This window comes from Pseudomonas sp. GW821-FHT11G12, assembly GCF_058808055.1.
The window spans coordinates 344,992-367,818 of sequence record NZ_JBXARH010000002.1 but is presented as its reverse complement, the minus strand read 5'-3'; the positions used below and the strand labels follow the sequence as shown (position 1 = coordinate 367,818).

The following is a 22,827-nucleotide window of genomic DNA, read 5'->3' as shown; positions in this document are numbered from 1 at the left end:
CATGAGACGGCAGACTAAAAACAACTGCCCATGACAGATTTCAATGGCGAACGCGCCAAGACAATATCAATCAATTAATTGTCCACGCGCACCCAGCTGATCCAACTTTGTTTTGCCACGGCAAATTTTATAAGTACCAGTCAATAATGAAAAACGTCTATCTGATCAGCAATGTCACCCGTGGCGGCAAAACATACCTCGAATACCTGATCCCTGCGCTCAATGCCCTGCGCAACACCTACAACTGCATCGTCCTGCAAACAGACAAGACGGGGCTGAGCCGGCAAGAGGCAGAAGAGATCCTCGACTACCCGGTTCAGCAGGTAGGTGTAGAAGAGATTTCGAACCTGGAATCACAAATCGTCATTTCAAACGACGCCTGGGTTGGCCGCCTGCTCGACGATTCGAACTTTGGCATCTTCATGACCCACGGCAATATCGGAATGCCGACCAAGGACAAGTATTACTACGCCGAACTGACGTCCTATTGGGACGTGGTCATTGCTTCATCCCGATCAGGTTTTGACCTGATCAAAACCGGCCTGCAACGCTACAGACCCGACAGAAAAGCCCTGAAATCCCTGATTGCCGATGGCATTGCATTGCGCACCGACATGCGCAAGACAAGTCCGGTCGCGACGTTGCCAATCAAGGTCCCCCGATTCTTCGAGTCCGCTCCGGTGTCGAACAAGGCGTCGGGGGACTACGTTGTCGGGCTGTTGCCGACCCAATTGGGCATTTGCCCAAGTGGCGCATCGCTGTACGAAAACCTGCAAACCGTGATCAATGCCGTCAGGTCACAGATTGCACATGCCCGGTTCATCCTGCGTCCGTACATGGCCGACCTCGAGCATCCAACCCTGAAGGACCTGTGCAAACAGCTCTCTGTGTATGACTGGATCACCATAGACGAGCCAGGCACCAGCAGCACGGTTTTCTACCAGCAGTGCGACACCATCATTACCGACGCCTCGACCGGTGGTGTTTCGTTCATGCTCAACTCGTGCAAGTTGCCAATCTATTACGTTCCGACCTCCGATGAATGCAATCCGATTGTCGACGCCTGGCTGCAACAGATGAATAACCTGCTGCCCATTGCGAAAAACGGCGACGAACTAAAAGAGTTGGCACTGGGCTTCAGCCTGATGTCCCCCGACGACAATTACTTTATATACAAGAAGTTCTACGAAACGCAGTACCGCAACTTGCCGTTACCGCAGGATGTGTTTCATGACTTGATCGAAAACAAGCATGATTCGATGTTCTGCCAGTTAACCATCGACTCCTTTGGCAATATCAAAGAACGTGACTGAACACAGATAAAGCGCGTTGAACCTGCCGCAAGGTTCAACGCCATTTACCCACACGGAACACTGGTCAGAATGCTATGAAATGTGACCCTCGCGCGCAGGTGATATGGATTACGGGCCTTTCCGGCGCCGGCAAATCAACGCTGGCCGATGAGCTCGTTGCCCGTCTGCGCAGCGATGGCCAATCGGTTGTGATGCTCGATGGCGATGAATTGCGCGAGGTGTTCGGCGCCACCGCCGCCAACTCGCAGAACCATGGCCGTGAAGGTCGACTCGCGCTGGCCATGCAATACGCCCATCTCTGCAGAATGATCGCGGCGCAAGGCCACACCGTGGTGATCGCGACGATCTCGCTGTTTCGTGAAGTTCATGCGTGGAACCGCGCCCATCTGCCCGGTTATTTCGAGGTTTACCTGAAAGTACCGGTAGAGGAACTCAGCCGCCGGGATCCCAAGGGCATCTACCGTCGGTTTCATGCCGGTGAACTGAACAACGTTGCCGGACTTGACCTGCCCATTGATGAACCGCAAGCGGCGGACTGGCTGGTTGAATTCGCCCCCCTGCGCTCCGGGCAAAGCCTGGCAGACGATTTACTCAATAAAATTTATACAAGGAATCTGGTATGAAAACCGAATGGGATTACACCACCCTGGCCGACGCCTATCTGAAGCGTCCTGACTACGCCGATGCCGCCATCGACGCGATGCTCTCGATCGCAGGTGCCGAACAGGGTGACAAGTTCTGCGACGTGGGTGCTGGCGTTGCCCACCTGACGCTGATGCTGGCCGCTCGTGGCCTGGACGTCACCGCCGTGGAGCCCAACGATGCTATGCGCGCCAACGGCATCAAGCGCACCGCCGAGCTGGCCAATGTCAAATGGCACGAAGGCACCGGCGAAGTGACCGGTCAAGCGACCCAGGCGTTCGACATGGTCACCTTCGGCAGCTCGTTCAACGTCTGCGACCGCCAGCAGGCCCTGAAAGAAACCGCGCGCATTCTCAAGCCTCGTGGCTGGTTCGCCTGCATGTGGAACCACCGCAATCTCGAAGACCCGATCCAGGCCCGGATCGAAGCCATCATCAAGGAGCGCGTACCGGGTTATGGCTACGGCACCCGTCGCGAAGACCAGACGGCCGTGATCGACGCCAGCGAACTGTTCGGCCCGGTCGTACACCTGGACGCCCGTGTCATTCACGAGCAGAGCATTGAAGAATGCCTGGAAGCCTGGCGCTCCCACGCCACGCTGGAGCGTCAGGCCGGTGCGAACTTCCACGAGGTGATCAGCGCCATCGACGACTACCTGAAAGGCCTGAAGACGCCTTCGATCCAGATTCCGTACTCGACGAACATTTGGGTCGCTCAGCTGAGATAACGCCTGATGGCCCTGCATTTCTCTACCAAGGCCGGCACGCTGTCCAGCCTGCAAGGACGACTCGCGTCGGCCCGCATTGCGCCGCTGCTGGCATTCACCGTGGCGGACTGGCAACGGGATCGGCAAGCCTGTGTCCAGGCTATCCGGGGGCGGCTGCCTGCCGCTCCCTGGATCGTGCGTTCCAGCTGCGGACGCGAAGACGGCGCCCAGGCGTCCTTCGCGGGCGCCTTCCTGTCGATCCCGGATGTCGATGACACAGGGCTGGCCTCGGCGGTTGAACAGGTCATCGCCAGTTATGGCGAGGTGTATCCGTCGGACGAGATCCTGGTCCAGCCCATGCTGGGGAATGTGCTGCGCTCCGGCGTGGCGTTTTCCCACGACCCCAACACCTGCGCGCCATATCGGGTGGTGAACTGGTCGGAAGGCAGCGACACGGCCTCGGTGACCGGTGGCATGGGCGGTCGGCTCTGGCAGCAGGCGGCCCACAGCAAGGTTTCAGCACCAGCGGCGCTCGCGCCTGTGGTCGGCTTGCTCGAAGAGTTGCTGGAGCTGTTCGGTGGCGGGCCTGTCGACTGCGAGTTTGCAGTCACCCGTGAAACCGAAGGCGAAGTGCTCTGGCTGTTACAGGCCCGGCCGTTGATTCTGCCTTCCCGTCCGGAATCCGATGCAGAGCAATCGGCCCGTCTGGAAAGCATTCAGCGCAAAGTGGCGCGCGGCATGCGTCCACATCCATTCCTGATCGGCCAGCGCACGGTCTATGGCGTGATGCCTGACTGGAACCCGGCCGAGATCATCGGTATCCGGCCCAAGCCGTTGGCACTCTCGCTGTACCGGGACCTGGTGACCGACTCCATCTGGGCCTACCAGCGTCACAACTACGGCTACCGCAACCTGCGCAGCTTTCCGCTGATGCCGCATTTTTTCGGCCTGCCCTATATCGATGTGCGCTTGTCGTTCAACTCCTTCATTCCGGCAGACCTTGATGAAGATCTGGCCGGGCGGTTGGTCGACTACTACATCGATCGATTGCTGGCTGAACCGACACTCCACGACAAGGTGGAGTTCGAGATCGTGTTCTCGTGCTACACCCTGGATCTGTCGCAACAACTGGAACGCCTCGCCGATGCAGGCTTCCAGCCTCACGAGCTGGACGCGATCAGCACCAGTCTGCGCAAGCTGACCAACCGTATCGTCCACCCCAAGGACGGTCTGTGGCGCAGCGATGCCAACAAACTCGATGTGCTCAATGCCCGCCGCGATGAGTTGCTGGCTTCCGATGCCGATCCGCTGGAGCGCATTTACTGGCTGCTGGAAGATGCGAAACGCTACGGCACCCTGCCCTTCGCCGGTCTGGCGCGCGCCGGCTTCGTCGCCGTGCAGATGCTCAGGTCGCTGGTGACCGTGGGTGTGTTTTCGCAGGCAGACTACGATGCGTTCATGGCCGGTGTTTCCACCGTCAGCGGGCAATTGGCACGCGACCGGGCGACGCTCGACAAGACGACTTTCCTGGCGCGTTACGGGCATCTGCGACCGGGCACCTACGACATCCTTTCACCCCGCTACGATGAAGCGCCGGAGCTTTATTTCGACTGGACTCAACGTCCAGCCGCTCCGGAACCGCTTCAACCGTTTTCGCTGACGCTGCCACAGATGCGCGAGATCGTGAAACTGCTCGAAGCCCATGGCTTGCAGCCCGATCCGGTCGGTTTGCTGGACTTCCTGCAAAACGGTATCGAACTGCGGGAACTGGCCAAGTTTCACTTCACCCGCAATCTCTCCGACGCGCTGGCGTTGATTGCGCAAGTCGGTGCCGAGCACGGCATCGGTCGCGAAGACCTGGCCTATTGCGATATCCGCGCCTTCACCGAATTGCACGTGGCGGCAGCGGATCCGAAAGAGGTGCTGCTGCGCAGCATCGAACAGGGCAAGGCGCGCTATGCCGAGACGCTCAAGGTCTCCCTGCCGCCGGTGATCACCCGACCGGAAGATGTCTGGAGTTTCGAGTGGCCGGAAACGGCGCCCAATTTCATCACCCAGAAACGCGTGACCGCGCCGGTTGTGCTGTGCGACGACCGGGACAAACTCGCCGGGGCGATCGTCTGCATTCCCAACGCCGATCCGGGGTTCGACTGGCTGTTCGCCTACCCGATTGCCGGATTGATCACAGCGTGGGGCGGTGCCAATTCGCACATGGCGATCCGTGCCGGCGAGCTGGGCTTGCCGGCCGTCATTGGTGCGGGGGAAGTGCTTTACCGGCGCTGGTCAACCGCAGATTTCCTGCACCTGGATTGCCCGGGCCGCCGGGTGGAGATGATGACATGAAGGTTGTCGCCGTCAGTCAGCGAGTGGACAGTCATCCGGAACGCGGAGAAACCCGTGATGCGCTGGATCAGCGACTGATCGGTTTCCTTCTGGCAGCCGGTTTTGTCCCGGTGCCAGTGCCCAACGGTTTGCCGCTCGATCACTGGCTGGCGGCTGTCGCGCCACACGCCATTGTGCTGTCGGGGGGCAATGACATCGGTCAGTGCCCGGCCCGCGACCGTACCGAAAGCGAGCTGCTGGATCACGCGCGCGCGCGTCAGTTGCCAGTGCTGGGCATTTGTCGCGGCATGCAGATGCTGGCGCACTGGTCCGGCGGCGGGCTGAAACCGGTCACCGGTCATGTGCGAACCCGGCATCAGTTGTCCGGCCGGATCGTCGCCGAAGTGAACAGCTATCACGGCCTCGCTCTTGCCAGTTGCCCGCAGGGGTTTGAAGTCATGGCGCGCAGCGAAGACGGGGAAATCGAAGCCATCCGCCACCTCCAGCTGCCGTGGGAAGGCTGGATGTGGCACCCGGAACGTGAAGCGGATTTTGCCTTCCACGATCTTCAGCGAATCCGGCAGTTGTTCGGCGAACCCCACTCCTCTCAATAACCCACGGGATAGACGTGTTGTGAAAGCCATTATTCTGGCTGCCGGACGTGGCAGTCGCATGAAAAGCCTCACGGATGAGCGGCCCAAGTGCCTGGTCGAGTTGCGGGGCAAACCCCTGCTCGAATGGCAGTTGGAGTCCCTGCGCGCGGCCGGTATCAGTGAAATCGCCGTGGTCACCGGCTATAAGCGTGAGTTGCTGGCCGACCGTGGCCTGATCGAGTTTCACAACCCGCGCTGGGCGGACACCAACATGGTGTCGTCACTGGCCTGCGCCGAATCGTGGCTGCAGGGGCAGCCGTGCCTCGTGAGTTATTCCGATATTTTCTACAGCCCGGCGGCCGTTCAGTCGTTGATGGCCAACACGGCATCACTGGCGGTGACCTATGACCCCAACTGGCTGGAACTGTGGACGCAACGTTTCGGCGACCCGTTACTGGATGCCGAAACGTTCCGCCTGACCGACGCCGGCACGCTGGCGGAAATCGGCAACAAGCCGCAATCGGTGGACGAAGTTCAGGGCCAATACATGGGACTGCTGCGCTTCACCCCCGAGGGCTGGGCAGAGGTCGTTCGGCTACGAGCCGAACTGACCCCGGAACAACGCGACAAGATGCACATGACCAACACGCTGCAGCGCGTCATCGATGCTGGCCGGGTTCCCGTCGAAGCCGTTGCTTACACGGGAGAATGGGGAGAGGTCGACTCCAGCGAAGACCTCTGCGCGTACCAGTAAGCGGATACGCCCTCTCAGCGGAAGCGGTCGACCTCTTGGCGCAGGTCGGCCGCCAGGCTTTCCAGCTCCTTCGCCGTAATGGCCAGGTTCGACACCACCTCGCGCTGCTCGCTGTTGGCCATCGCGATGCTCTGCAGATTGCTGCTCAACAACGTCGCGGTGCTGCTCTGCTCCTGAGTCGCGGTGGTGATCGCCGCGAACTGCTGACCCGCCGAACGACTCTGCTCATCGATCCGCGCCAGCGCCGACGCGACGTTGGCATTGCGCGACAGGCCTTCCTGCATCAGCACGTTGCCCTGCTCCATGGTGCTGATGGCGTTGCCGGTTTCCTGCTGAATGCTGTGGATCATCCCGGAGATTTCGTCCGTCGCCTGACGCGTGCGCGACGCCAGATTGCGCACTTCGTCAGCCACCACAGCAAAGCCGCGACCCTGTTCACCGGCACGGGCCGCTTCAATCGCAGCGTTGAGTGCCAGCAGGTTGGTCTGTTCGGCAATCGAGGTGATCACGCTGACGATGCCGCCGATTTCCTGGGAGCGCTGACCGAGCGTGTTGATTACAGTCGCCGTGGTGTTCAGCGCACCGGCAATCTGTTCCAGCGAGGACGACGCTTCTTCCATGGAGCTGCGACCGATCTGGGTCTGCTGGGCATTTTCCTGGGCCAGACGCTGGGTGTTGCCCATGTTGTCGGCAATGTTCAGCGAGGTGGCGGAGAACTCTTCAACCGCACCCGCCATGCTGGTGATCTCGCCGGACTGCTGCTCCATGCCTTCATACGCGCCGCCGGACAAACCGGACAGCGCCTGCGCACGGCTGTTGACCTCTTCCGAAGCGCGGCGGATGTGCTCGACCATGGTCGACAGCGCCTGGCTCATCTGGTTGAAGGCACGGGCCAACTGACCGATTTCATCGTTGCTCGAAACGTTCAGGCGCACGCTCAGATCGCCGGCACCCAGGGCTTCCGCCTGACGCACCAGATCACCCAGTGGTTGCAGTTTGCTGCGCAGCAGCCACACCGCCGAACCGACCGCAATCAGCATCGCCAGCAGGCTGCCGATGGCCAACTGGATGCCAACGCTCCAGGTCACTTCGCGGATCTCGGATTTCGGCATGCTCGCCACCACAGACCATGGTCCACCCTCGAACGGTACGGCGATGCTGTAGAAGTCTTCGGACTTGTCGCTCCAGAACCGGCCCTTGCCCGGCGTCTTCGCCAGACCGTTGACCACCGGCACCGCTTGATCCGGCGCCTGCACGCCCGCTGGCGCAACCAGCCATTTATTCTGTTCGTCCAGCAGCGCCAGGGAGCCGCTCTGGCCGATGCGGAAACGCTTGAGGTTGTCGAACTGGGCGTTTTGCGCGTCGGTGTAATCGAAGCCGACGAACAATACCGCGATCACCTTGCCGCTGCTGTCACGCACCGGGGTGTACTGAGTCATGTAGGAGCGATCAAACAGCAGCGCACGGCCGACGTAGCCCTGGCCCGCCATCAACTTTGCGTAGGCCGGGTGAGCGTGATCGAGCAAGGTGCCGATGGCGCGGGTGCCATCCTGTTTGGTCAGCGAGGTGCTGACCCGCACGAAGTCTTCGCCGCTGCGCACGAACAGCGTGGCAACGCCCGCCGTCATCTGCTTGAACTCGTCGACTTCCTTGAAGTTGTTGTTCAACACTTCGCTGCCCAGGTGCAGGCCCGGGGTCTGGGTGCCCGCCACACTGACCGGCTCGCTCGGGTGAATGCTCAGGCCAGCGCTGAAGCGCTTCTCGAACAACCCGCTCAGGCGCTGGGTGCTTTCACGCAGCGTGCCGTGGAAGGTGCTCAACTGGTCGGCGAGCAGACGTGCCTCGCTGGCCAGGTGTTCTTCACGGGTGGCGAGGTTGGCGGTGTCCAGCGAACGCAGGGCGAACACCGTACTGCCACTGATGACAACCGCCAGTATCACGGCGAGCGCGAGGCCCAGCTGCGAGGCGATCCGGGCGCGAGGTTGAGACATGGACAGCTCCTGGCCGAGTCTGCGGATCCTCCCTGATCGCGGCTCGGAAAATTCTAATAATGGGGGTGAAGCCTGGAACCGGCACGACGGTCCCACTTGCACGTATTCGGCGGTAAAACCGAATACTTGAGTACTCAGCGGGGTTATGGCCGAAGGCCGGCATTGTGGCGGCTCGAACGTTTCAGCTCAAGCGCGTGACCGGCGGCAGCACCATGGCGTGGACTTCGCCTTGCAGGAAGTCGCTGAGCCGGCGCAAACGTTCACCTCCCGGACGGGTCTTTGGCCACACCAGGTAATAATTCAGCCCGCTGGCAACCGCCGTCGGCCACGGCAGACTCAAACGCCCTTGCGCGACATCTTCGGCCACCATCAGCAAATCGCCCATCGACACGCCATACCCCCGGGCCGCCGCGATCATCCCCAGTTCCAGGGTATCGAACACTTGCCCGCCCTTGAGCGATACCTGATCCGACAGTCCCATGTGCTCCAGCCAACTGCGCCAGTCGCGGCGATCCGGCGTCGGGTGCAGCAATTCGGCGCTGGCCAGTCGCATCACATCCCAGGGCTGGTCGTGCAAAAGACTCGGGGCGCCGACCGGAATCAGCTCTTCCGGGAACAGCAGGCTGGCCTCCCAGTCCGGCGGAAAATGCCCGTCGCTCAGCAGCACCGCGCAATCGAAAGGTTCGTTGTTGAAGTCCACCGAATCCACGTCCATCCAGGCACTGGTCAGTTGCACTTCATTGCCCGGCTGCAAATGGCGGAAGCGACTGAGCCGCGCCAGCAACCAGCGCATGGTCAGGGTCGACGGGGCCTTCATGCGCAGGATGTCATCTTCGGCGCGTAAGGTATTGCAGGCTCGCTCCAGCGCGGCGAACCCCTCGCGGATGCCCGGCAGCAGCAAGCGCGCCGATTCGGTCAGTTGCAAATTGCGTCCGCTGCGATGGAACAGCCGACAGGCGAAGTGCTCTTCGAGCGTGCGGATATGCCGGCTGACCGCACTCTGAGTGATCGACAGTTCTTCGGCAGCGCGAGTGAACGAACTGTGGCGTGCCGCCGCTTCGAATGCGCGCAGGGCATACAAGGGTGGAAGGCGACGGGACATGTACAGCGCTCCAATGGCGGGATTGCGCCAACTTAGCAGAATTGCTCCTGGATGAGTTTTAATCATGCCACCCATCCTTTTTATCCCTTTGTGCAAGCCGCGCCAAACCCTGAGAATCGACGGTCTCTTGCTCCCTCTTTATACGGATGTGAACACCATGCAGCGTCCTGTGCGTACCGAACTCTGGGCCATCCTGCGGCTGGCGGGGCCGTTGATTGCCTCGCAGTTGGCACACATGCTGATGGTGCTGACCGACACCCTGATGATGGCCCGCCTCAGCCCCGAAGCGCTGGCCGGTGGCGGTCTGGGCGCCGCGAGCTATTCGTTCGTGTCGATCTTCTGCATCGGCGTGATCGCGGCGGTCGGCACCCTGGTGGCAATCCGTCAGGGCGCCGGCGACATCATTGGCGCCGCCAAGCTGACCCAGGCCGGGTTGTGGCTGGCGTGGCTGATGGCGCTCGGTGCCGGGCTGCTGCTGTGGAATCTGAAACCGGTGCTGTTGCTGTTCGGCCAGACCGAGACCAACGTCAACGCGGCCGGACAGTTTCTGATCGCGCTGCCGTTTGCCCTGCCCGGCTACCTGAGTTTCATGGCCCTGCGCGGTTTCACCAGCGCCATCGGCCGGGCGACGCCGGTGATGGTCATCAGCCTCGCCGGCACCGTGGCCAACTTCCTGCTCAATTACGCGTTGATCACCGGCATGTTCGGCCTGCCGAAACTGGGGCTGACGGGGATCGGTCTGGTTACCGCGATTGTGGCCAACTGCATGGCGCTGGGGCTGGCGTGGCATATCCGTCGGCATCCGGCCTACGACGCTTACCCGCTACGCGAGGGCCTGTCGCGGCCGAACCGGCAGTACCTGAAAGAATTGTGGCGCCTGGGCCTGCCGATTGGCGGCACCTACGCGGTGGAAGTCGGGCTGTTCGCCTTCGCGGCGCTGTGCATGGGCACCATGGGCAGCACCCAACTGGCGGCGCACCAGATTGCCCTGCAAATCGTCTCGGTGGCGTTCATGGTGCCGGCGGGAATGTCCTACGCGATCACCATGCGCGTCGGCCAGCATTACGGCGCCGGGCAATTGAACGATGCGCGAATGTCCGGGCGAGTCGGAATCGTCTTCGGTGCAGTGGTGATGCTGGGGTTTGCGATGGTGTTCTGGCTGTTGCCGAACCAGTTGGTCGGTTTGTTCCTCGACCATAACGACCCGGCGTTTGCCGAGGTGATTCGGCTGGCCGTGAGCCTGCTGGCGGTGGCGGCGTGGTTCGAGCTGTTCGACGGCACGCAGACCATTGCCATGGGTTGTATTCGTGGGCTGAAGGATGCCAAAACCACGTTTCTGGTCGGACTCGGTTGCTACTGGCTGATCGGCGCGCCGGCGGCGTGGCTGATGGCGTTCCATCTGCATTGGGGGCCAACTGGCGTCTGGTGGGGACTGGCGCTGGGGCTGGCCTGCGCGGCGATCAGCCTGACGCTGGCGTTCGAATGGAAGATGAAGCGGATGATTCGTCTGGAGCCCGCACCCTCGAAGCCGTTCGCCGTCGCCCAGCCTGAATAGGTGTTTCCCTGTGGGAGCAGGCTTGCTCCCACAGGGTTCTGTGGTTAAACCACGATTTCCAGCGGTGGCTGCTGACTCGCATCGAAGGTCAGGTATTCAACCAGCTCCGCCAGCGGCAACGGCTTGCTGATCAGATACCCCTGCACCTGATCGCAGCCGAACCCGCGCAGCAATTCCATCTGCTCCGGGGTTTCCACCCCTTCGGCCACCACTTCCAGGTGCAGATTGTGCGCGAGATTGATCATCGCGTGCACCAGTTTGCGGTTCTCTTCGCGCTGTTCCATGCCGCCGACGAAGCTCTTGTCGATCTTCAGCAAGGTGATCGGCAGGCTGTTGAGGTGCACGAAAGACGAGAATCCGGTGCCGAAATCATCCAGCGAGAAGCGCACGCCAAGGCGGCCAAGGGCGTCCATGGTCTGTTTGACCAGGTCGCTGCGGCGCATCACGGCGGTTTCGGTGAGTTCGAATTCCAGCCACTGCGCCTCGACACCGCGCTCGGCGATCAGACGACTGAGCGTCGGCAGCAACTGGCTGTCCTGGAACTGGCGGAACGACAGGTTGATCGCCATGTGCAGCGCCGGCAATCCGCGTTCGCGCAAGGCCTGCATGTCACGCAGAGCCCGGGAAATCACCCAGTAACCCAGCGGCACGATCAGACCGCTCTGCTCGGCCAGCGGCACGAATTCGCTCGGCGGCAGCAGGCCGCGCTCACTGTGACGCCAGCGCACCAGCGCTTCGAGGCCGACAATCTGGCCGTCCTGCATGTTCAGACGCGGCTGGTAATGCAGCTCCAGCTCATCGCGACGCAAGGCCCGGCGCAGCTCGCTTTCGAGGTCGGCTATGCTTCGCGCATTGCGGTTGATCCGCTCGTTGAAGATGTGAAAGGTGCAGCCTTGCGTGCTCTTCGCCTGTTGCATGGCGATGTGTGCGTGCCACATCAACGGATCGGCGCCGCCCTGGGCGCGGGCATGGGCGATACCGAGGCTGGAGCCGATCAGCAGGCTTTCGCCATCGACCCAGTAAGGTTCGGCCAAGGCTTCGGTGATGCGTTCGGCCATCCATTCAGCCCGTTGCGGGGCGCGGCGGGTGTCGATCAGCAAGGCGAATTCGTCGCTGCCCAGGCGCGCCAGTTGATCGCCGGCCTCCAGCTGGCTTTTCAGCCGTGCGACGACTTGCAGGATCAGGCGGTCGCCGGCCTGATGGCCGAGGGCGTCGTTGGCGTGACGAAAGTTGTCGAGATCGAGGTGCCCGAGGGCCAGGCCGCGACCGTCGTTTTCGGCCAGCCGAGCCGTGAGCAGAGTCTGGAAACCCTGACGGTTGGCGATGCCGGTCAAGGGATCCTGTTCGGCCAGGCGTTGCAGGGTGTTTTCCAGCACGCCGCGTTCGCGCACATGGCGCAGGCAACGGCGAAGCATGCCGGCATCGAGGGCATCGAACACCAGCCAGTCACTGACGCCATCGGGTGCGGTCGCCGGCTCGTGCTCCAGCAGCAACACCGTCGGCAGGTTGCACCGGCCGGGCGCCGGCTGCAAAGCAGGAACGGTCAACAACACCGCATGGCGGTTGTCTTCGAACAGACTGCTGACCGACTCCCAGTTCGGCGCGCTGATCAGCACCGCCGCACTCCCCAACGGAGCCAGACACTCGCGCAATAACGCTGTCCACGCTGGCTCTTCGGCCAGTAGCAGCAAACGCAAGGGTTCGACAGGCGTAGTCAAGCTGACTCCCTAGACTCTGCAATGATGTGGGCGGCGGGCATTATGCCGTTCTGCCAACCAATGACCAAATGACAACGGTTATCAAAACGTTATTTTGTGTCACGAATGAGAACATTAGCCGCAAAATCACCGCGCATCCTGCGTGAAAGTAACAAAACCGGCAAATTTGAATCGCGTGCTGCGTCACAAGTCGGAGAGAGCAGCACAAATCGCTGAGCCTGTTAAAATGCCGGCCCATTTCGTCAACGACTCCCGAATTTTCGTATGTCCCGACTCAATCCCCGGCAGCAAGAAGCCGTGAACTACGTCGGCGGCCCTCTATTGGTGCTCGCCGGTGCTGGCTCCGGCAAGACCAGCGTGATCACGCGCAAAATCGCGCACCTGATCCAGAACTGCGGCATCCGTGCCCAGTACATCGTCGCCATGACCTTCACCAACAAGGCCGCACGCGAGATGAAGGAACGGGTCGGCACCCTGCTGCGTGCCGGCGAAGGTCGTGGCCTGACGGTCTGCACCTTCCACAACCTGGGCCTGAACATCATCCGCAAGGAACATGAACGGCTGGGCTACAAACCCGGTTTCTCGATCTTCGACGAAACCGACGTCAAGTCGCTGATGACCGACATCATGCAGAAGGAATACGCGGGCGACGACGGCGTCGACGAGATCAAGAACATGATCGGCGCCTGGAAGAACGACCTGATCCTGCCGGCCGAAGCCCTGGAAAACGCCCGCAACCCCAAGGAACAGACCGCCGCCATCGTCTACACCCACTACCAGCGCACGCTCAAGGCGTTCAACGCGGTGGACTTCGACGACCTGATCCTGCTGCCGGTGAAGCTCTTCGAAGAGCACGCCGACATCCTCGAAAAGTGGCAGAACAAGGTGCGTTACCTGCTGGTCGACGAATACCAGGACACCAACGCCAGCCAGTACCTGCTGGTGAAAATGCTCATCGGCAAGCGCAACCAGTTCACCGTGGTAGGCGACGACGACCAGTCGATCTACGCCTGGCGCGGCGCGCGGCCGGAAAACCTGATGCTGCTCAAGGACGACTACCCGTCCCTGAAAGTGGTGATGCTGGAGCAGAACTATCGCTCCACCAGCCGCATCCTGCGCTGTGCCAACGTACTGATCTCGAACAACCCGCACGAATTCGAAAAGCAGCTGTGGAGTGAGATGGGCCACGGCGACGAGATCCGCGTGATCCGCTGCCGCAACGAAGACGCCGAAGCCGAGCGCGTGGCGATGGAGATCCTCAGCCTGCACTTGCGCACCGATCGCCCGTACAGTGATTTCGCGATCCTCTATCGCGGTAACTACCAGGCCAAGCTGATCGAGCTGAAACTGCAGCACCATCAGGTGCCGTACCGTCTGAGCGGCGGCAACAGTTTCTTCGGCCGCCAGGAAGTGAAAGACCTGATGGCCTACTTCCGCCTGATCGTGAACCCGGACGACGACAACGCCTTCCTGCGCGTGATCAACGTACCGCGCCGGGAAATCGGCTCGACGACCCTGGAAAAACTCGGCAACTACGCCACCGAACGCAAGATCTCGATGTACGCCGCCACCGACGAACTCGGCCTCGGCGAGCATCTGGACAGCCGCTTCACCGATCGCCTGTCGCGCTTCAAGCGCTTCATGGACAAGGTGCGCGAGCAGTGCGCCGGCGAAGACCCGATCTCGGCCCTGCGCAGCATGGTCATGGACATCGACTACGAGAACTGGCTGCGCACCAACAGCTCCAGCGACAAGGCTGCGGACTACCGGATGAGCAACGTCTGGTTCCTGATCGAAGCCTTGAAGAACACCCTGGAAAAAGACGAAGACGGCGAAATGACCGTCGAGGACGCCATCGGCAAACTCGTCCTGCGTGACATGCTGGAACGTCAGCAGGAAGAGGAAGACGGCGCCGAAGGCGTGCAGATGATGACCCTGCATGCGTCCAAGGGTCTGGAATTCCCTTACGTGTTCATCATGGGCATGGAAGAGGAAATCCTCCCGCACCGCTCCAGCATCGAAGCCGACACCATCGAAGAAGAGCGCCGCCTGGCCTACGTGGGCATCACCCGCGCACGCCAGACCCTGGCGTTCACCTTCGCTGCCAAGCGTAAACAGTACGGCGAGATCATCGATTGCGCGCCAAGCCGCTTCCTCGATGAGCTGCCGCCGGACGACCTGGCCTGGGAAGGCAACGACGACACACCGACCGAAGTCAAAGCCGTGCGGGGCAATAGCGCATTGGCTGATATACGCGCGATGTTAAAGCGCTAGAATTGACCACTTTTTACTAGACCTTCGGCGCACAAAGCGCCAAATGAGGACAGCTTCATGGAAGCATTGCACCAGAAAATCCGCGAACAAGGCATCGTGCTTTCCGACCAGGTCCTGAAGGTCGACGCCTTCCTGAACCACCAGATCGACCCGGCCCTGATGAAGCTGATCGGCGACGAATTCGCCTCGCTGTTCAAGGATTCCGGCATCACCAAGATCGTCACCATCGAAGCGTCGGGCATCGCCCCGGCGATCATGACCGGTCTGAACCTCGGCGTGCCGGTGATCTTCGCCCGCAAGCAACAGTCCCTGACCCTGACTGAAAACCTGCTGTCGGCGACCGTATACTCGTTCACCAAGAAAACCGAAAGCACCGTGGCCATCTCCCCGCGTCACCTGACCAGCAGTGACCGCGTGCTGATCATCGACGACTTCCTGGCCAACGGTAAGGCGTCCCAGGCGCTGATTTCGATCATCAAGCAAGCCGGCGCCACCGTCGCGGGCCTGGGCATCGTGATCGAGAAGTCGTTCCAGGGCGGCCGTGCGGAGCTGGATTCGCAGGGTTACCGCGTCGAGTCGCTGGCTCGCGTGAAATCGCTGAAGGATGGCGTGGTTACTTTCATCGAGTAACCCGCAACACCGCAGGACTTCTGTGGGAGCCAGTTTGCTGGCTCCCACCGTTGTTTTGGGGTGGACAGTTATTGCGCGGTGGCCTTCAGGCCAGTGAGCAACAACCGCTGAAACAGGTCTTCTTTCAGACCTTCCGGGTGGGTGAGCTGCATGCGCGCCAGATGTTCCGGATACAGCGAAGCCTCCGGCGCGTCCAGCGCTGCCTTGCCCAGCTCCAGAATCTCGGTCAGCTTGAATTTGCTCTTCAGCCAGTTCAGCGCCCGCAGCAAATCCTTCTCGACCTCATTGAAATCGCACCCCAGCGGATACTCCGGAAACAGATTCGGATGCCGTGCGGCAATCGCCTGCAAGCGTTGCGGGGTGTTGTCGGTAAAGCGTGGATCGAGGCGGAAATCCTTCGGCAGTTTGCCGACCTTCTGTGCCTGCTCGATCAGACCCTGCTGAAAGCGCGAGTCACTGATATTGAGCAGCGCTTCGATCACCACCGCATCTGACTTGCCGCGCAGATCGGCGATGCCGTACTCGGTCACCACGATATCCCGCAGGTGCCGTGGAATCGTGCAGTGGCCATACTCCCAGACAATGTTCGAACTGACGTCACCGCCGGACTCGCGCCAGCTGCGCAGCAGCAGAATCGAACGCGCATCGTGCAGCGCATGGCCCTGGGCAACGAAGTTGTACTGCCCGCCGACGCCGCTGAGCACCCGGCCATCCTGTAGCTGATCGGACACCCCGGCTCCGAGCAGGGTCATGGTGAATGCGGTGTTGATGAATCGTGCATCAAGGCGCTGCAGGCGTTTGAGTTCTTCCTGACCGTACAGCTCGTTGATGTAGCTGATGCGGGTCATGTTGAATTCAAGGCGTTTGCTGTGGGGCAGCTCACGCAGTCGCTCATAGAAGCTGCGCGGCCCGAGGAAGAAACCGCCGTGCACTGAAATGCCGTCGGTTTGCGCCGCCTCGTCGAGGTTGCCGGCGTTGGCCTGTTGCTGGGTCTGCACGTCCGGGTAGACCTTGCGCCGGATGATCCCGGCGTCCGCCAGTACCAGCAAGCCGTTGACGAACATTTCGCTGCAACCGTAAAGACCCTTGGCGAACGGTTCGATGCCGCCCTCGCGCTCGATCAATTGCGCCCACTGGCTGAGATTCACATCGGCCAGCAACTCCCGATAGCCGACATTGTCGGCCTGACGCGCCAGCAACGCAGCGGTCAGCGCGTCACCCATCGAGCCGATGCCGATCTGCAAGGTGCCGCCGTCGCGCACCAACGTACTGGCGTGCAGACCGATGAAGTGGTCCTGAAACCCGATGGGCATGTTCGGCGTGGAAAACAGCGTGCTGTTGTCCTTCTCGTCGATCAGCAGGTCGAAGGTGTCGATATCGACTTCGGCGTCGCCCGGCATGTACGGCAACTCGGTGTGCACCTGGCCGACCAGCAGAACGGTCTCCCCCGCCGCCCGGCGTTTGGCGATCATCGGGAACAGGTCGAGGGTGATGTCCGGATTGCAGCTCAGGCTCAAGCGATCAGGATGTTCGCTGCTGCTGGCGAGCAACTGCGCCACCAGGTTCAGCCCGGCGGCGTAGATGTCGCGGGCTGCATGGCTGTAGTTGCTGCTGACGTAGTCCTGCTGAGCCGGCGCGCTGTTGAGCAGGCTGCCGGGCTGCATGAAAAATTGCTCGATGCGGATATTGACCGGCAGGCTGTCGCGGTGCAGGTCGGCGAGGAAATCCAGCTCCGGGTAATCACCGAACACCCGCTCGACGAAGGGTTCGATGAAGCGCTTCTGCAAACCGTCGCCTAACGAAGGTCGGCCGAGGCACAGCGCGGTGTAGATCGTCAGTTGCCGCTCCGGCAAACCGACGATGCGCCGGTACAGCGCGTTGACGAAGAGATTGGGTTTGCCCAGCCCCAGCGGCAGGCCCATGTGGATGTGCGCCGGCAACCGTGCCAGTACGTCGTCCACTGCCTGTTCGATCGAACACAACTGCACCATCTGAAGCCTCCCGCCCGTTCCGTGAATAGAGGTACGACCGAGATTGCCGGTTGTTTGCTGCAATGAACAGCCTCAGACCTGAATCGCAGGCACAAAAAAACCGTCCGAAGACGGTTTTTTTCGTCAGAAGTGCACCTTATTTCAGGCCGGACATCTTCTGGATGGCGCCCTTCAGCTCGTCATCCGAGCAATCGGCGCAGGTGCCTTTCGGAGGCATCGAGTTCAGGCCGGTGATGGCTTTGGCCAGCAGGCCGTCGAGGCCGCCCTGGTGATCGGCACGGTCTTTCCAGGCTGCTGCGTCACCGATTTTCGGTGCGCCCAACAGGCCGGTGCCGTGGCAAGCGTTGCAATGTTTGGCAATCACTTCGTCCGGCGTCTTGGCGCCGCCACCGCCGCCTGCCGAAGCAGCGACTTCCATCCCCTTGCACTCTTGCCCTTGAACACAGACCTGGCCGACGGGCTCGAGGCGTTTGGCAATGTCGTCATTCGTCGCAGCTTGAGCGCTGACAGCCCAGAGGGCCAGTACGGTTGCTGGTGCAGCCAGCATTTTCATAATTAGATTCACGCGTTCACCCTCAATGGTGGCTATTCACGCCTGCGGCCACGGTTCGCAGGCGGGCGCAAGTATAGCGGTTAGCCCGCCACACTGAAACAACCCCAAAGTTAAAGGGGTCTTGTTGCGCATCGGTCAAACAGTCCGGACACCTTTGCCGCATTGGCCTGGCGTCTCTCGGTTTAAAAATTCGCCGGCGTGGCTGCGCTGATTAGTCGCGCAGGCGAGTCGAACGGATTACGGAAACGATGCGGCTTGGTACTTTCAAAGTAGTAGCTGTCGCCGGCTTCGAGGATAAAAGTTTCAAGGCCCACCACCAGCTCCAGTCTTCCTTCCACCAGAATCCCGGTTTCCTCGCCTTCGTGGGTGAGCATTTCTTCGCCAGTGTCGGCGCCCGGCGGGTAGATTTCATTGAGGAACGCGATGGCCCGGCTCGGGTGTGCGCGGCCGACCAGTTTCATGGTCACGGCGCCGTCGGAAATGTCGATCAGCTCGTTGGCCTTGTAGACGATCTGGGTCGGTTTTTCCTGGAGGATTTCTTCGGAAAAGAACTCGACCATGGACATGGGAATCCCGCCCAGCACCTTCCTCAGCGAACTGATCGAAGGGCTGACACTGTTCTTTTCGATCATCGAAATGGTGCTGTTGGTGACGCCCGCGCGTTTGGCGAGTTCACGCTGGGAAAGCCCTTTGAGCTTGCGGATCGATTGCAGTCGTTCACCGACGTCCAAGGTTTGGGCCTCCTGAGTGTTGTAGAAATATTGAGCGTTATCATGGCGACAGCGTTCAGTATTTACAACACTTGGGCCCAGCCTGGGCTTCAACCCTCGGAATAGAGCCTTGGCACCCGACGCAGGTTGCAGAAGATCTGGTACGGAATGGTGTCCGCCCACTTCGCCACGTCGCTGGCGAGGATGTTCTTGCCCCATAGTTCGACAGTCGAACCGAGGCCTGCCTCCGGCACGTTGGTCAGGTCGATGCAGAGCATGTCCATCGACACCCGGCCAAGTATGCGGCTGCGTTGGCCGGCCACCAGTACCGGCGTGCCGGTCGGCGCCTGACGCGGGTAACCGTCGGCGTAACCCATGGCAACCACACCGATGCGCATCGGTTTGTCGGTGACGAATTTGGCGCCGTAGCCCACCGGCTCGCCGGCCGGCAGCTCGCGTACGTTGATGACTTTTGATTCCAGTGTCATCACCGGTTGCAGGCGATCGGCCACGGCGTTGGCTTCTTCGAACGGGGTGGCGCCGTAAAGCATGATGCCAGGACGCACCCAGTCGCTGTGAATCTGTGGCCAGCCCAGCACCGCCGGCGAGTTGCGCAGGCTGACTTCGGCTGCCAGCCCCTGACGCGCGGCTTCGAACACCGCAACCTGATCGGCGCTGCTCTGCTCATGCAGTTCATCGGCCCGGGCGAAGTGGCTCATCAGCACGACCTTCGACACTTTGCCGCTGGCCAGCAAACGCTGGTAAGCCGCCGGGTAATCCTTCGGATGCAGACCCACGCGGTGCATGCCCGAATCGAGCTTCAGCCACACGGTGATCGGCTTGCTCAACGCTGCCTGCTCGATCGCTTCGAGCTGCCACAGCGAATGCACCACGCACCAGAAATCATGCTCGACAATCAGCGCCAGCTCATCGGCCTCGAAAAAGCCTTCAAGCAACAGCACCGGCGCACGAATCCCGGCGGCACGCAGTTCCAGGGCTTCTTCGATACACGCCACCGCGAAGCCGTCCGCTTCAGCCTCCAGCGCCTGGGCGCAACGCACTGCGCCGTGGCCGTAGGCATCGGCCTTGATCACCGCGAGTGCCTTGGCACCGGTGACTTCACGGGCGATACGGTAGTTGTGACGCAGGGCTTGAAGGTCGATCAGGGCACGGGCAGGACGCATGGCAGCAGACTTCTTGGCGGTCATGGGAATAAAAACCGGCGCTGGCTGGCGGCGTGAACCGCCAACAGCACCGGGAGAGGGATCTTTAAAACAGGTTACGGCAACGCGGCGACGATGGAGATCTCGACCAGGATGCTCGGCTTGGCCATCTTCGCTTCGACGGTGGCACGGGCTGGCGCGGCGCCTTTGGGCAGCCACTGGTCCCACACCGAATTCATCCCGGCGAAGTGCGCCTCGATGTCGTTCAGGTAGATCGTCGCCGACAGCAGATGCTGCTTGTCAGTCCCGGCCAGATCCAGCAAACGCTCGATGTTGGCCAGTACGTCGCGGGTCTGCTGTTCCACCCCGGCGTTGAAGTCATCGCCGACCTGCCCGGACAGATACACCGTACCGTTGTGGCTGACGATCTGACTCATGCGCTCATTGGTGAGCTGGCGCTGGATTGCCATGCTTTGCGGACTCCTGGGTCTTGTTGCCATAACGGGAAATATCGAGGCCTTCGGCACTGATCTGCGGCTTTTTCTTCGCCATCAGGTCAGCCAGCAAGCGACCGGAACCGCACGCCATGGTCCAGCCGAGGGTGCCGTGACCGGTGTTCAGGAACAGATTCTTGAACGGGGTGGCGCCGACGATCGGGGTGCCATCCGGCGTGGTTGGACGCAGGCCGGTCCAGAAACTCGCTTCGGCCAGGTTGCCGCCCTGAGGATAAAGGTCGTTGACGATCATCTCCAGGGTTTCGCGCCGACGCGGGTTCAGCGACAGGTCAAAGCCGGCGATCTCCGCCATGCCGCCGACGCGGATGCGGTTGTCGAAACGGGTGATTGCGACCTTGTAAGTCTCGTCGAGAATGGTCGAGGTCGGGGCCATCGCCGGGTTGGTGATCGGCACGGTCAGCGAGTAGCCCTTCAACGGATAGACCGGGGCCTTGATGCCCAGCGGCTTGAGCAGTTGCGGCGAGTAGCTGCCGAGAGCCAGCACGTAGCGATCGGCGGTTTCCAGCTTGCCGTCGATCCACACGCCGTTGATACGGTCACCGGCGAAATCGAGGCGCTGGATGTCCTGGCCAAAACGGAATTCCACACCCAGGTTCACGGCCATTTCGGCGAGGCGGGTGGTGAAGATCTGGCAGTCGCCGGTCTGGTCATTCGGCAGGCGCAGGGCACCGGCGAGGATGTCGGTGACGCTGGCCAGGGCCGGCTCGACGCGGGCAATGCCGGCGCGGTCGAGGACTTCGAACGGTACGCCGGACTCTTTCAGAACGGCGATGTCCTTGGCGGCGCCATCAAGTTGCGCCTGAGTGCGGAACAGCTGGGTGGTGCCCAGGCTGCGGCCTTCGTAGGCAATGCCGGTTTCGGCGCGCAATTCGTCGAGGCAGTCGCGGCTGTACTCGGACAGACGCACCATGCGCTCCTTGTTCACCGCGTAACGGTTGGCGGTGCAGTTGCGCAGCATCTGCGCCATCCACAGGTATTGGTCGATGTCGGCGGTGGCCTTGATCGCCAAAGGCGCGTGGCGTTGCAGCAGCCACTTGATGGCCTTGAGGGGAACGCCCGGCGCGGCCCACGGCGAGGCATAGCCCGGCGAGACCTGGCCTGCGTTGGCGAAACTGGTCTCCATGGCCGCGGCTGGCTGCCGGTCGACCACCACCACTTCAAACCCGGCACGGGCCAGATAGTAAGCACTGGCGGTACCGATGACGCCGCTACCCAAGACCATAACGCGCATTTTTGTATCCCTCATCGCGGCGTGCCGCGTACGTCTGTTGTTAGAGCAATGATGCGCGCAGTGTAAAAAAGATTCGCCAGTGCTTTTCACTGTATAAGCGCCTATATTTGGCGACAATTCTCGGCAAAAACCCTTTTCACGGAGGCGCATCCCCTATGCGTACCAACACTCAGACCAAACGTGAGCTGGACAAGATCGACCGCAACATCTTGCGGATCCTGCAGGCGGACGGGCGGATTTCATTCACCGAACTGGGCGAGAAGGTCGGGCTCTCCACCACGCCTTGCACGGAGCGGGTGCGGCGCCTTGAGCGCGAGGGGATCATCATGGGCTACAACGCCCGCCTGAATCCGCAGCACTTGAAGGGTAGTCTGCTGGTGTTCGTCGAGATCAGCCTCGACTACAAATCCGGCGATACTTTCGAAGAGTTCCGACGCGCGGTGCTGAAATTGCCCCACGTGCTCGAATGCCACCTGGTGTCAGGGGATTTCGACTATCTGGTGAAGGCGCGGATTTCCGAGATGGCCTCGTACCGCAAGCTGCTGGGCGACATCCTGCTCAAGCTGCCGCACGTGCGTGAATCCAAGAGCTACATCGTGATGGAAGAAGTGAAAGAGAGCCTGAGCCTGCCGATTCCGGACTGATCGCTCAGACCAGCACCTGCCGGTTTTCGGCCATGTACTCGAACACCTGCTTCTCGACCCGTGGGTGAATCAGCTCCACCGGCCGCCGGCCGTTGGGGCACGGCAGGGTCTGGGTGGTGCCGAACAACCGGCATATCAGTGGCCGCTCGTCATACACCGTGCAGCCGTTCGGCCCCAGGTGCACACAGTTGAGTTCTTCCATGGCCGCGTCCTGCTCGGCGCGCGTCTTGCGCGGCAGGCGGGACATTTCCTCGGGCGAGGTGGTCACCGGCCCACAGCAGTCATGACAGCCCGGCACGCACTCGAACGTGGGAATCTGCTGACGCAGGGTGCGGATTTTCTGACTGTTGCAGCTCATTGCAGCGGTAACCGGAGCGAAATAGGCGGCAATTGTGCCGCAAAAGCCGTGATCCAGACACC

General features: G+C 61.2%; 20 protein-coding genes. 10 read left to right on the top strand and 10 right to left on the bottom strand.

What is annotated here, in order from left to right; genetic code table 11:
- Positions 1-107 precede the first annotated feature (107 nt).
- From AC1RR7_RS09370 to AC1RR7_RS09345, 6 genes are all read left to right on the top strand, one after another.
- Positions 108-1,313, top strand: a complete 1,206-nt coding sequence (locus tag AC1RR7_RS09370; RefSeq protein WP_244142421.1) for a hypothetical protein — start codon at positions 108-110, stop codon at positions 1,311-1,313.
- 74 nt (positions 1,314-1,387) lie between these two features.
- Complete coding sequence (locus AC1RR7_RS09365) at positions 1,388-1,936, top strand: adenylyl-sulfate kinase (RefSeq protein ID WP_493157210.1); 549 nt, start codon at positions 1,388-1,390, stop codon at positions 1,934-1,936.
- Complete coding sequence (locus AC1RR7_RS09360) at positions 1,933-2,682, top strand: class I SAM-dependent methyltransferase (RefSeq protein WP_096817321.1); 750 nt, start codon at positions 1,933-1,935, stop codon at positions 2,680-2,682. Before AC1RR7_RS09365 ends, AC1RR7_RS09360 begins: the two co-directional genes overlap by 4 nt.
- A gap of 6 nt (positions 2,683-2,688) precedes the next feature.
- Positions 2,689-5,004: a PEP-utilizing enzyme gene (locus AC1RR7_RS09355; RefSeq protein ID WP_493157208.1), complete on the top strand. Its 2,316-nt coding sequence runs from the start codon at positions 2,689-2,691 to the stop codon at positions 5,002-5,004.
- Positions 5,001-5,597 carry a gamma-glutamyl-gamma-aminobutyrate hydrolase family protein gene (locus AC1RR7_RS09350; protein WP_493157206.1) on the top strand — a complete coding sequence of 199 codons (597 nt, stop codon included), beginning with the start codon at positions 5,001-5,003 and terminating at the stop codon, positions 5,595-5,597. Before AC1RR7_RS09355 ends, AC1RR7_RS09350 begins: the two co-directional genes overlap by 4 nt.
- 19 nt (positions 5,598-5,616) lie before the next feature.
- Positions 5,617-6,330, top strand: a complete 714-nt coding sequence (locus tag AC1RR7_RS09345) for a phosphocholine cytidylyltransferase family protein (RefSeq protein WP_493157204.1) — start codon at positions 5,617-5,619, stop codon at positions 6,328-6,330.
- A 14-nt stretch (positions 6,331-6,344) separates the two neighbouring features.
- Here the strand turns inward: AC1RR7_RS09345 and AC1RR7_RS09340 are convergent, their stop codons facing one another.
- The gene (locus AC1RR7_RS09340) at positions 6,345-8,321 is read right to left on the bottom strand and encodes a methyl-accepting chemotaxis protein (RefSeq protein WP_102620718.1); all 1,977 of its coding nucleotides are present in this window, start codon (positions 8,319-8,321) and stop codon (positions 6,345-6,347) included.
- A 181-nt stretch (positions 8,322-8,502) separates the two neighbouring features.
- Entirely contained in the window at positions 8,503-9,423 is a 921-nt protein-coding gene (locus tag AC1RR7_RS09335) for a LysR substrate-binding domain-containing protein (protein WP_493157202.1), read from the bottom strand.
- 157 nt (positions 9,424-9,580) lie between these two features.
- On the opposite strand from AC1RR7_RS09335, the gene AC1RR7_RS09330 reads away from it, so the two are divergent.
- Positions 9,581-10,978, top strand: a complete 1,398-nt coding sequence (locus AC1RR7_RS09330; RefSeq protein ID WP_493157200.1) for a NorM family multidrug efflux MATE transporter — start codon at positions 9,581-9,583, stop codon at positions 10,976-10,978.
- Between the two features lie 44 nt (positions 10,979-11,022).
- Here the strand turns inward: AC1RR7_RS09330 and AC1RR7_RS09325 are convergent, their stop codons facing one another.
- Positions 11,023-12,696: a putative bifunctional diguanylate cyclase/phosphodiesterase gene (locus AC1RR7_RS09325; protein ID WP_493157198.1), complete on the bottom strand. Its 1,674-nt coding sequence runs from the start codon at positions 12,694-12,696 to the stop codon at positions 11,023-11,025.
- Between the two features lie 264 nt (positions 12,697-12,960).
- Here AC1RR7_RS09325 and rep point away from each other — a divergent pair, with 264 nt between their 5' ends.
- Together rep and AC1RR7_RS09315 are read left to right on the top strand one after the other, a co-directional pair.
- Positions 12,961-14,970, top strand: coding sequence for a DNA helicase Rep (gene rep / locus AC1RR7_RS09320; protein WP_085731399.1), 2,010 nt, complete (start codon positions 12,961-12,963; stop codon positions 14,968-14,970).
- A gap of 57 nt (positions 14,971-15,027) precedes the next feature.
- Entirely contained in the window at positions 15,028-15,600 is a 573-nt protein-coding gene (locus AC1RR7_RS09315) for a xanthine phosphoribosyltransferase (RefSeq protein WP_007920398.1), read from the top strand.
- 68 nt (positions 15,601-15,668) lie between these two features.
- Here the strand turns inward: AC1RR7_RS09315 and AC1RR7_RS09310 are convergent, their stop codons facing one another.
- The 6 genes from AC1RR7_RS09310 to dadA form a co-directional block, all read right to left on the bottom strand.
- Positions 15,669-17,591: an acetyl-CoA hydrolase/transferase C-terminal domain-containing protein gene (locus AC1RR7_RS09310; RefSeq protein WP_493157196.1), complete on the bottom strand. Its 1,923-nt coding sequence runs from the start codon at positions 17,589-17,591 to the stop codon at positions 15,669-15,671.
- Positions 17,592-17,727: 136 nt separating this feature from the next.
- Positions 17,728-18,144, bottom strand: coding sequence for a c-type cytochrome (locus AC1RR7_RS09305; RefSeq protein ID WP_025112727.1), 417 nt, complete (start codon positions 18,142-18,144; stop codon positions 17,728-17,730).
- 182 nt (positions 18,145-18,326) lie between these two features.
- Entirely contained in the window at positions 18,327-18,875 is a 549-nt protein-coding gene (locus tag AC1RR7_RS09300; protein ID WP_096817305.1) for a cupin domain-containing protein, read from the bottom strand.
- 89 nt (positions 18,876-18,964) lie between these two features.
- Positions 18,965-20,038, bottom strand: a complete 1,074-nt coding sequence (gene alr, locus AC1RR7_RS09295; protein WP_493157427.1) for an alanine racemase — start codon at positions 20,036-20,038, stop codon at positions 18,965-18,967.
- Between the two features lie 95 nt (positions 20,039-20,133).
- Positions 20,134-20,487, bottom strand: coding sequence for a RidA family protein (locus AC1RR7_RS09290; RefSeq protein ID WP_039765240.1), 354 nt, complete (start codon positions 20,485-20,487; stop codon positions 20,134-20,136).
- Entirely contained in the window at positions 20,459-21,763 is a 1,305-nt protein-coding gene (gene dadA / locus AC1RR7_RS09285) for a D-amino acid dehydrogenase (protein WP_085731396.1), read from the bottom strand. Before dadA ends, AC1RR7_RS09290 begins: the two co-directional genes overlap by 29 nt.
- Positions 21,764-21,918: 155 nt before the next feature.
- Here dadA and AC1RR7_RS09280 point away from each other — a divergent pair, with 155 nt between their 5' ends.
- Positions 21,919-22,407, top strand: coding sequence for an Lrp/AsnC ligand binding domain-containing protein (locus AC1RR7_RS09280; RefSeq protein ID WP_003177284.1), 489 nt, complete (start codon positions 21,919-21,921; stop codon positions 22,405-22,407).
- A 4-nt stretch (positions 22,408-22,411) separates the two neighbouring features.
- Here the strand turns inward: AC1RR7_RS09280 and AC1RR7_RS09275 are convergent, their stop codons facing one another.
- Positions 22,412-22,765, bottom strand: coding sequence for a YkgJ family cysteine cluster protein (locus AC1RR7_RS09275; RefSeq protein WP_007954485.1), 354 nt, complete (start codon positions 22,763-22,765; stop codon positions 22,412-22,414).
- Positions 22,766-22,827: the final 62 nt, after the last annotated feature.

What these genes read in the sequence shown, in the direction of transcription:
- AC1RR7_RS09340 (WP_102620718.1), bottom strand. Translation starts at nt 8,321, where the DNA reads ATGTCTCAACCTCGCGCCCGGATCGCCTCGCAGCTGGGCCTCGCGCTC.
- alr (WP_493157427.1), bottom strand. Translation starts at nt 20,038, where the DNA reads ATGCGTCCTGCCCGTGCCCTGATCGACCTTCAAGCCCTGCGTCACAAC.
- AC1RR7_RS09310 (WP_493157196.1), bottom strand. Translation starts at nt 17,591, where the DNA reads ATGGTGCAGTTGTGTTCGATCGAACAGGCAGTGGACGACGTACTGGCA.
- AC1RR7_RS09305 (WP_025112727.1), bottom strand. Translation starts at nt 18,144, where the DNA reads ATGAAAATGCTGGCTGCACCAGCAACCGTACTGGCCCTCTGGGCTGTC.
- AC1RR7_RS09360 (WP_096817321.1), top strand. Translation starts at nt 1,933, where the DNA reads ATGAAAACCGAATGGGATTACACCACCCTGGCCGACGCCTATCTGAAG.
- AC1RR7_RS09355 (WP_493157208.1), top strand. Translation starts at nt 2,689, where the DNA reads ATGGCCCTGCATTTCTCTACCAAGGCCGGCACGCTGTCCAGCCTGCAA.
- AC1RR7_RS09365 (WP_493157210.1), top strand. Translation starts at nt 1,388, where the DNA reads ATGAAATGTGACCCTCGCGCGCAGGTGATATGGATTACGGGCCTTTCC.
- AC1RR7_RS09315 (WP_007920398.1), top strand. Translation starts at nt 15,028, where the DNA reads ATGGAAGCATTGCACCAGAAAATCCGCGAACAAGGCATCGTGCTTTCC.
- rep (WP_085731399.1), top strand. Translation starts at nt 12,961, where the DNA reads ATGTCCCGACTCAATCCCCGGCAGCAAGAAGCCGTGAACTACGTCGGC.
- AC1RR7_RS09335 (WP_493157202.1), bottom strand. Translation starts at nt 9,423, where the DNA reads ATGTCCCGTCGCCTTCCACCCTTGTATGCCCTGCGCGCATTCGAAGCG.
- AC1RR7_RS09275 (WP_007954485.1), bottom strand. Translation starts at nt 22,765, where the DNA reads ATGAGCTGCAACAGTCAGAAAATCCGCACCCTGCGTCAGCAGATTCCC.
- AC1RR7_RS09330 (WP_493157200.1), top strand. Translation starts at nt 9,581, where the DNA reads ATGCAGCGTCCTGTGCGTACCGAACTCTGGGCCATCCTGCGGCTGGCG.
- dadA (WP_085731396.1), bottom strand. Translation starts at nt 21,763, where the DNA reads ATGCGCGTTATGGTCTTGGGTAGCGGCGTCATCGGTACCGCCAGTGCT.
- AC1RR7_RS09280 (WP_003177284.1), top strand. Translation starts at nt 21,919, where the DNA reads ATGCGTACCAACACTCAGACCAAACGTGAGCTGGACAAGATCGACCGC.
- AC1RR7_RS09350 (WP_493157206.1), top strand. Translation starts at nt 5,001, where the DNA reads ATGAAGGTTGTCGCCGTCAGTCAGCGAGTGGACAGTCATCCGGAACGC.
- AC1RR7_RS09290 (WP_039765240.1), bottom strand. Translation starts at nt 20,487, where the DNA reads ATGGCAATCCAGCGCCAGCTCACCAATGAGCGCATGAGTCAGATCGTC.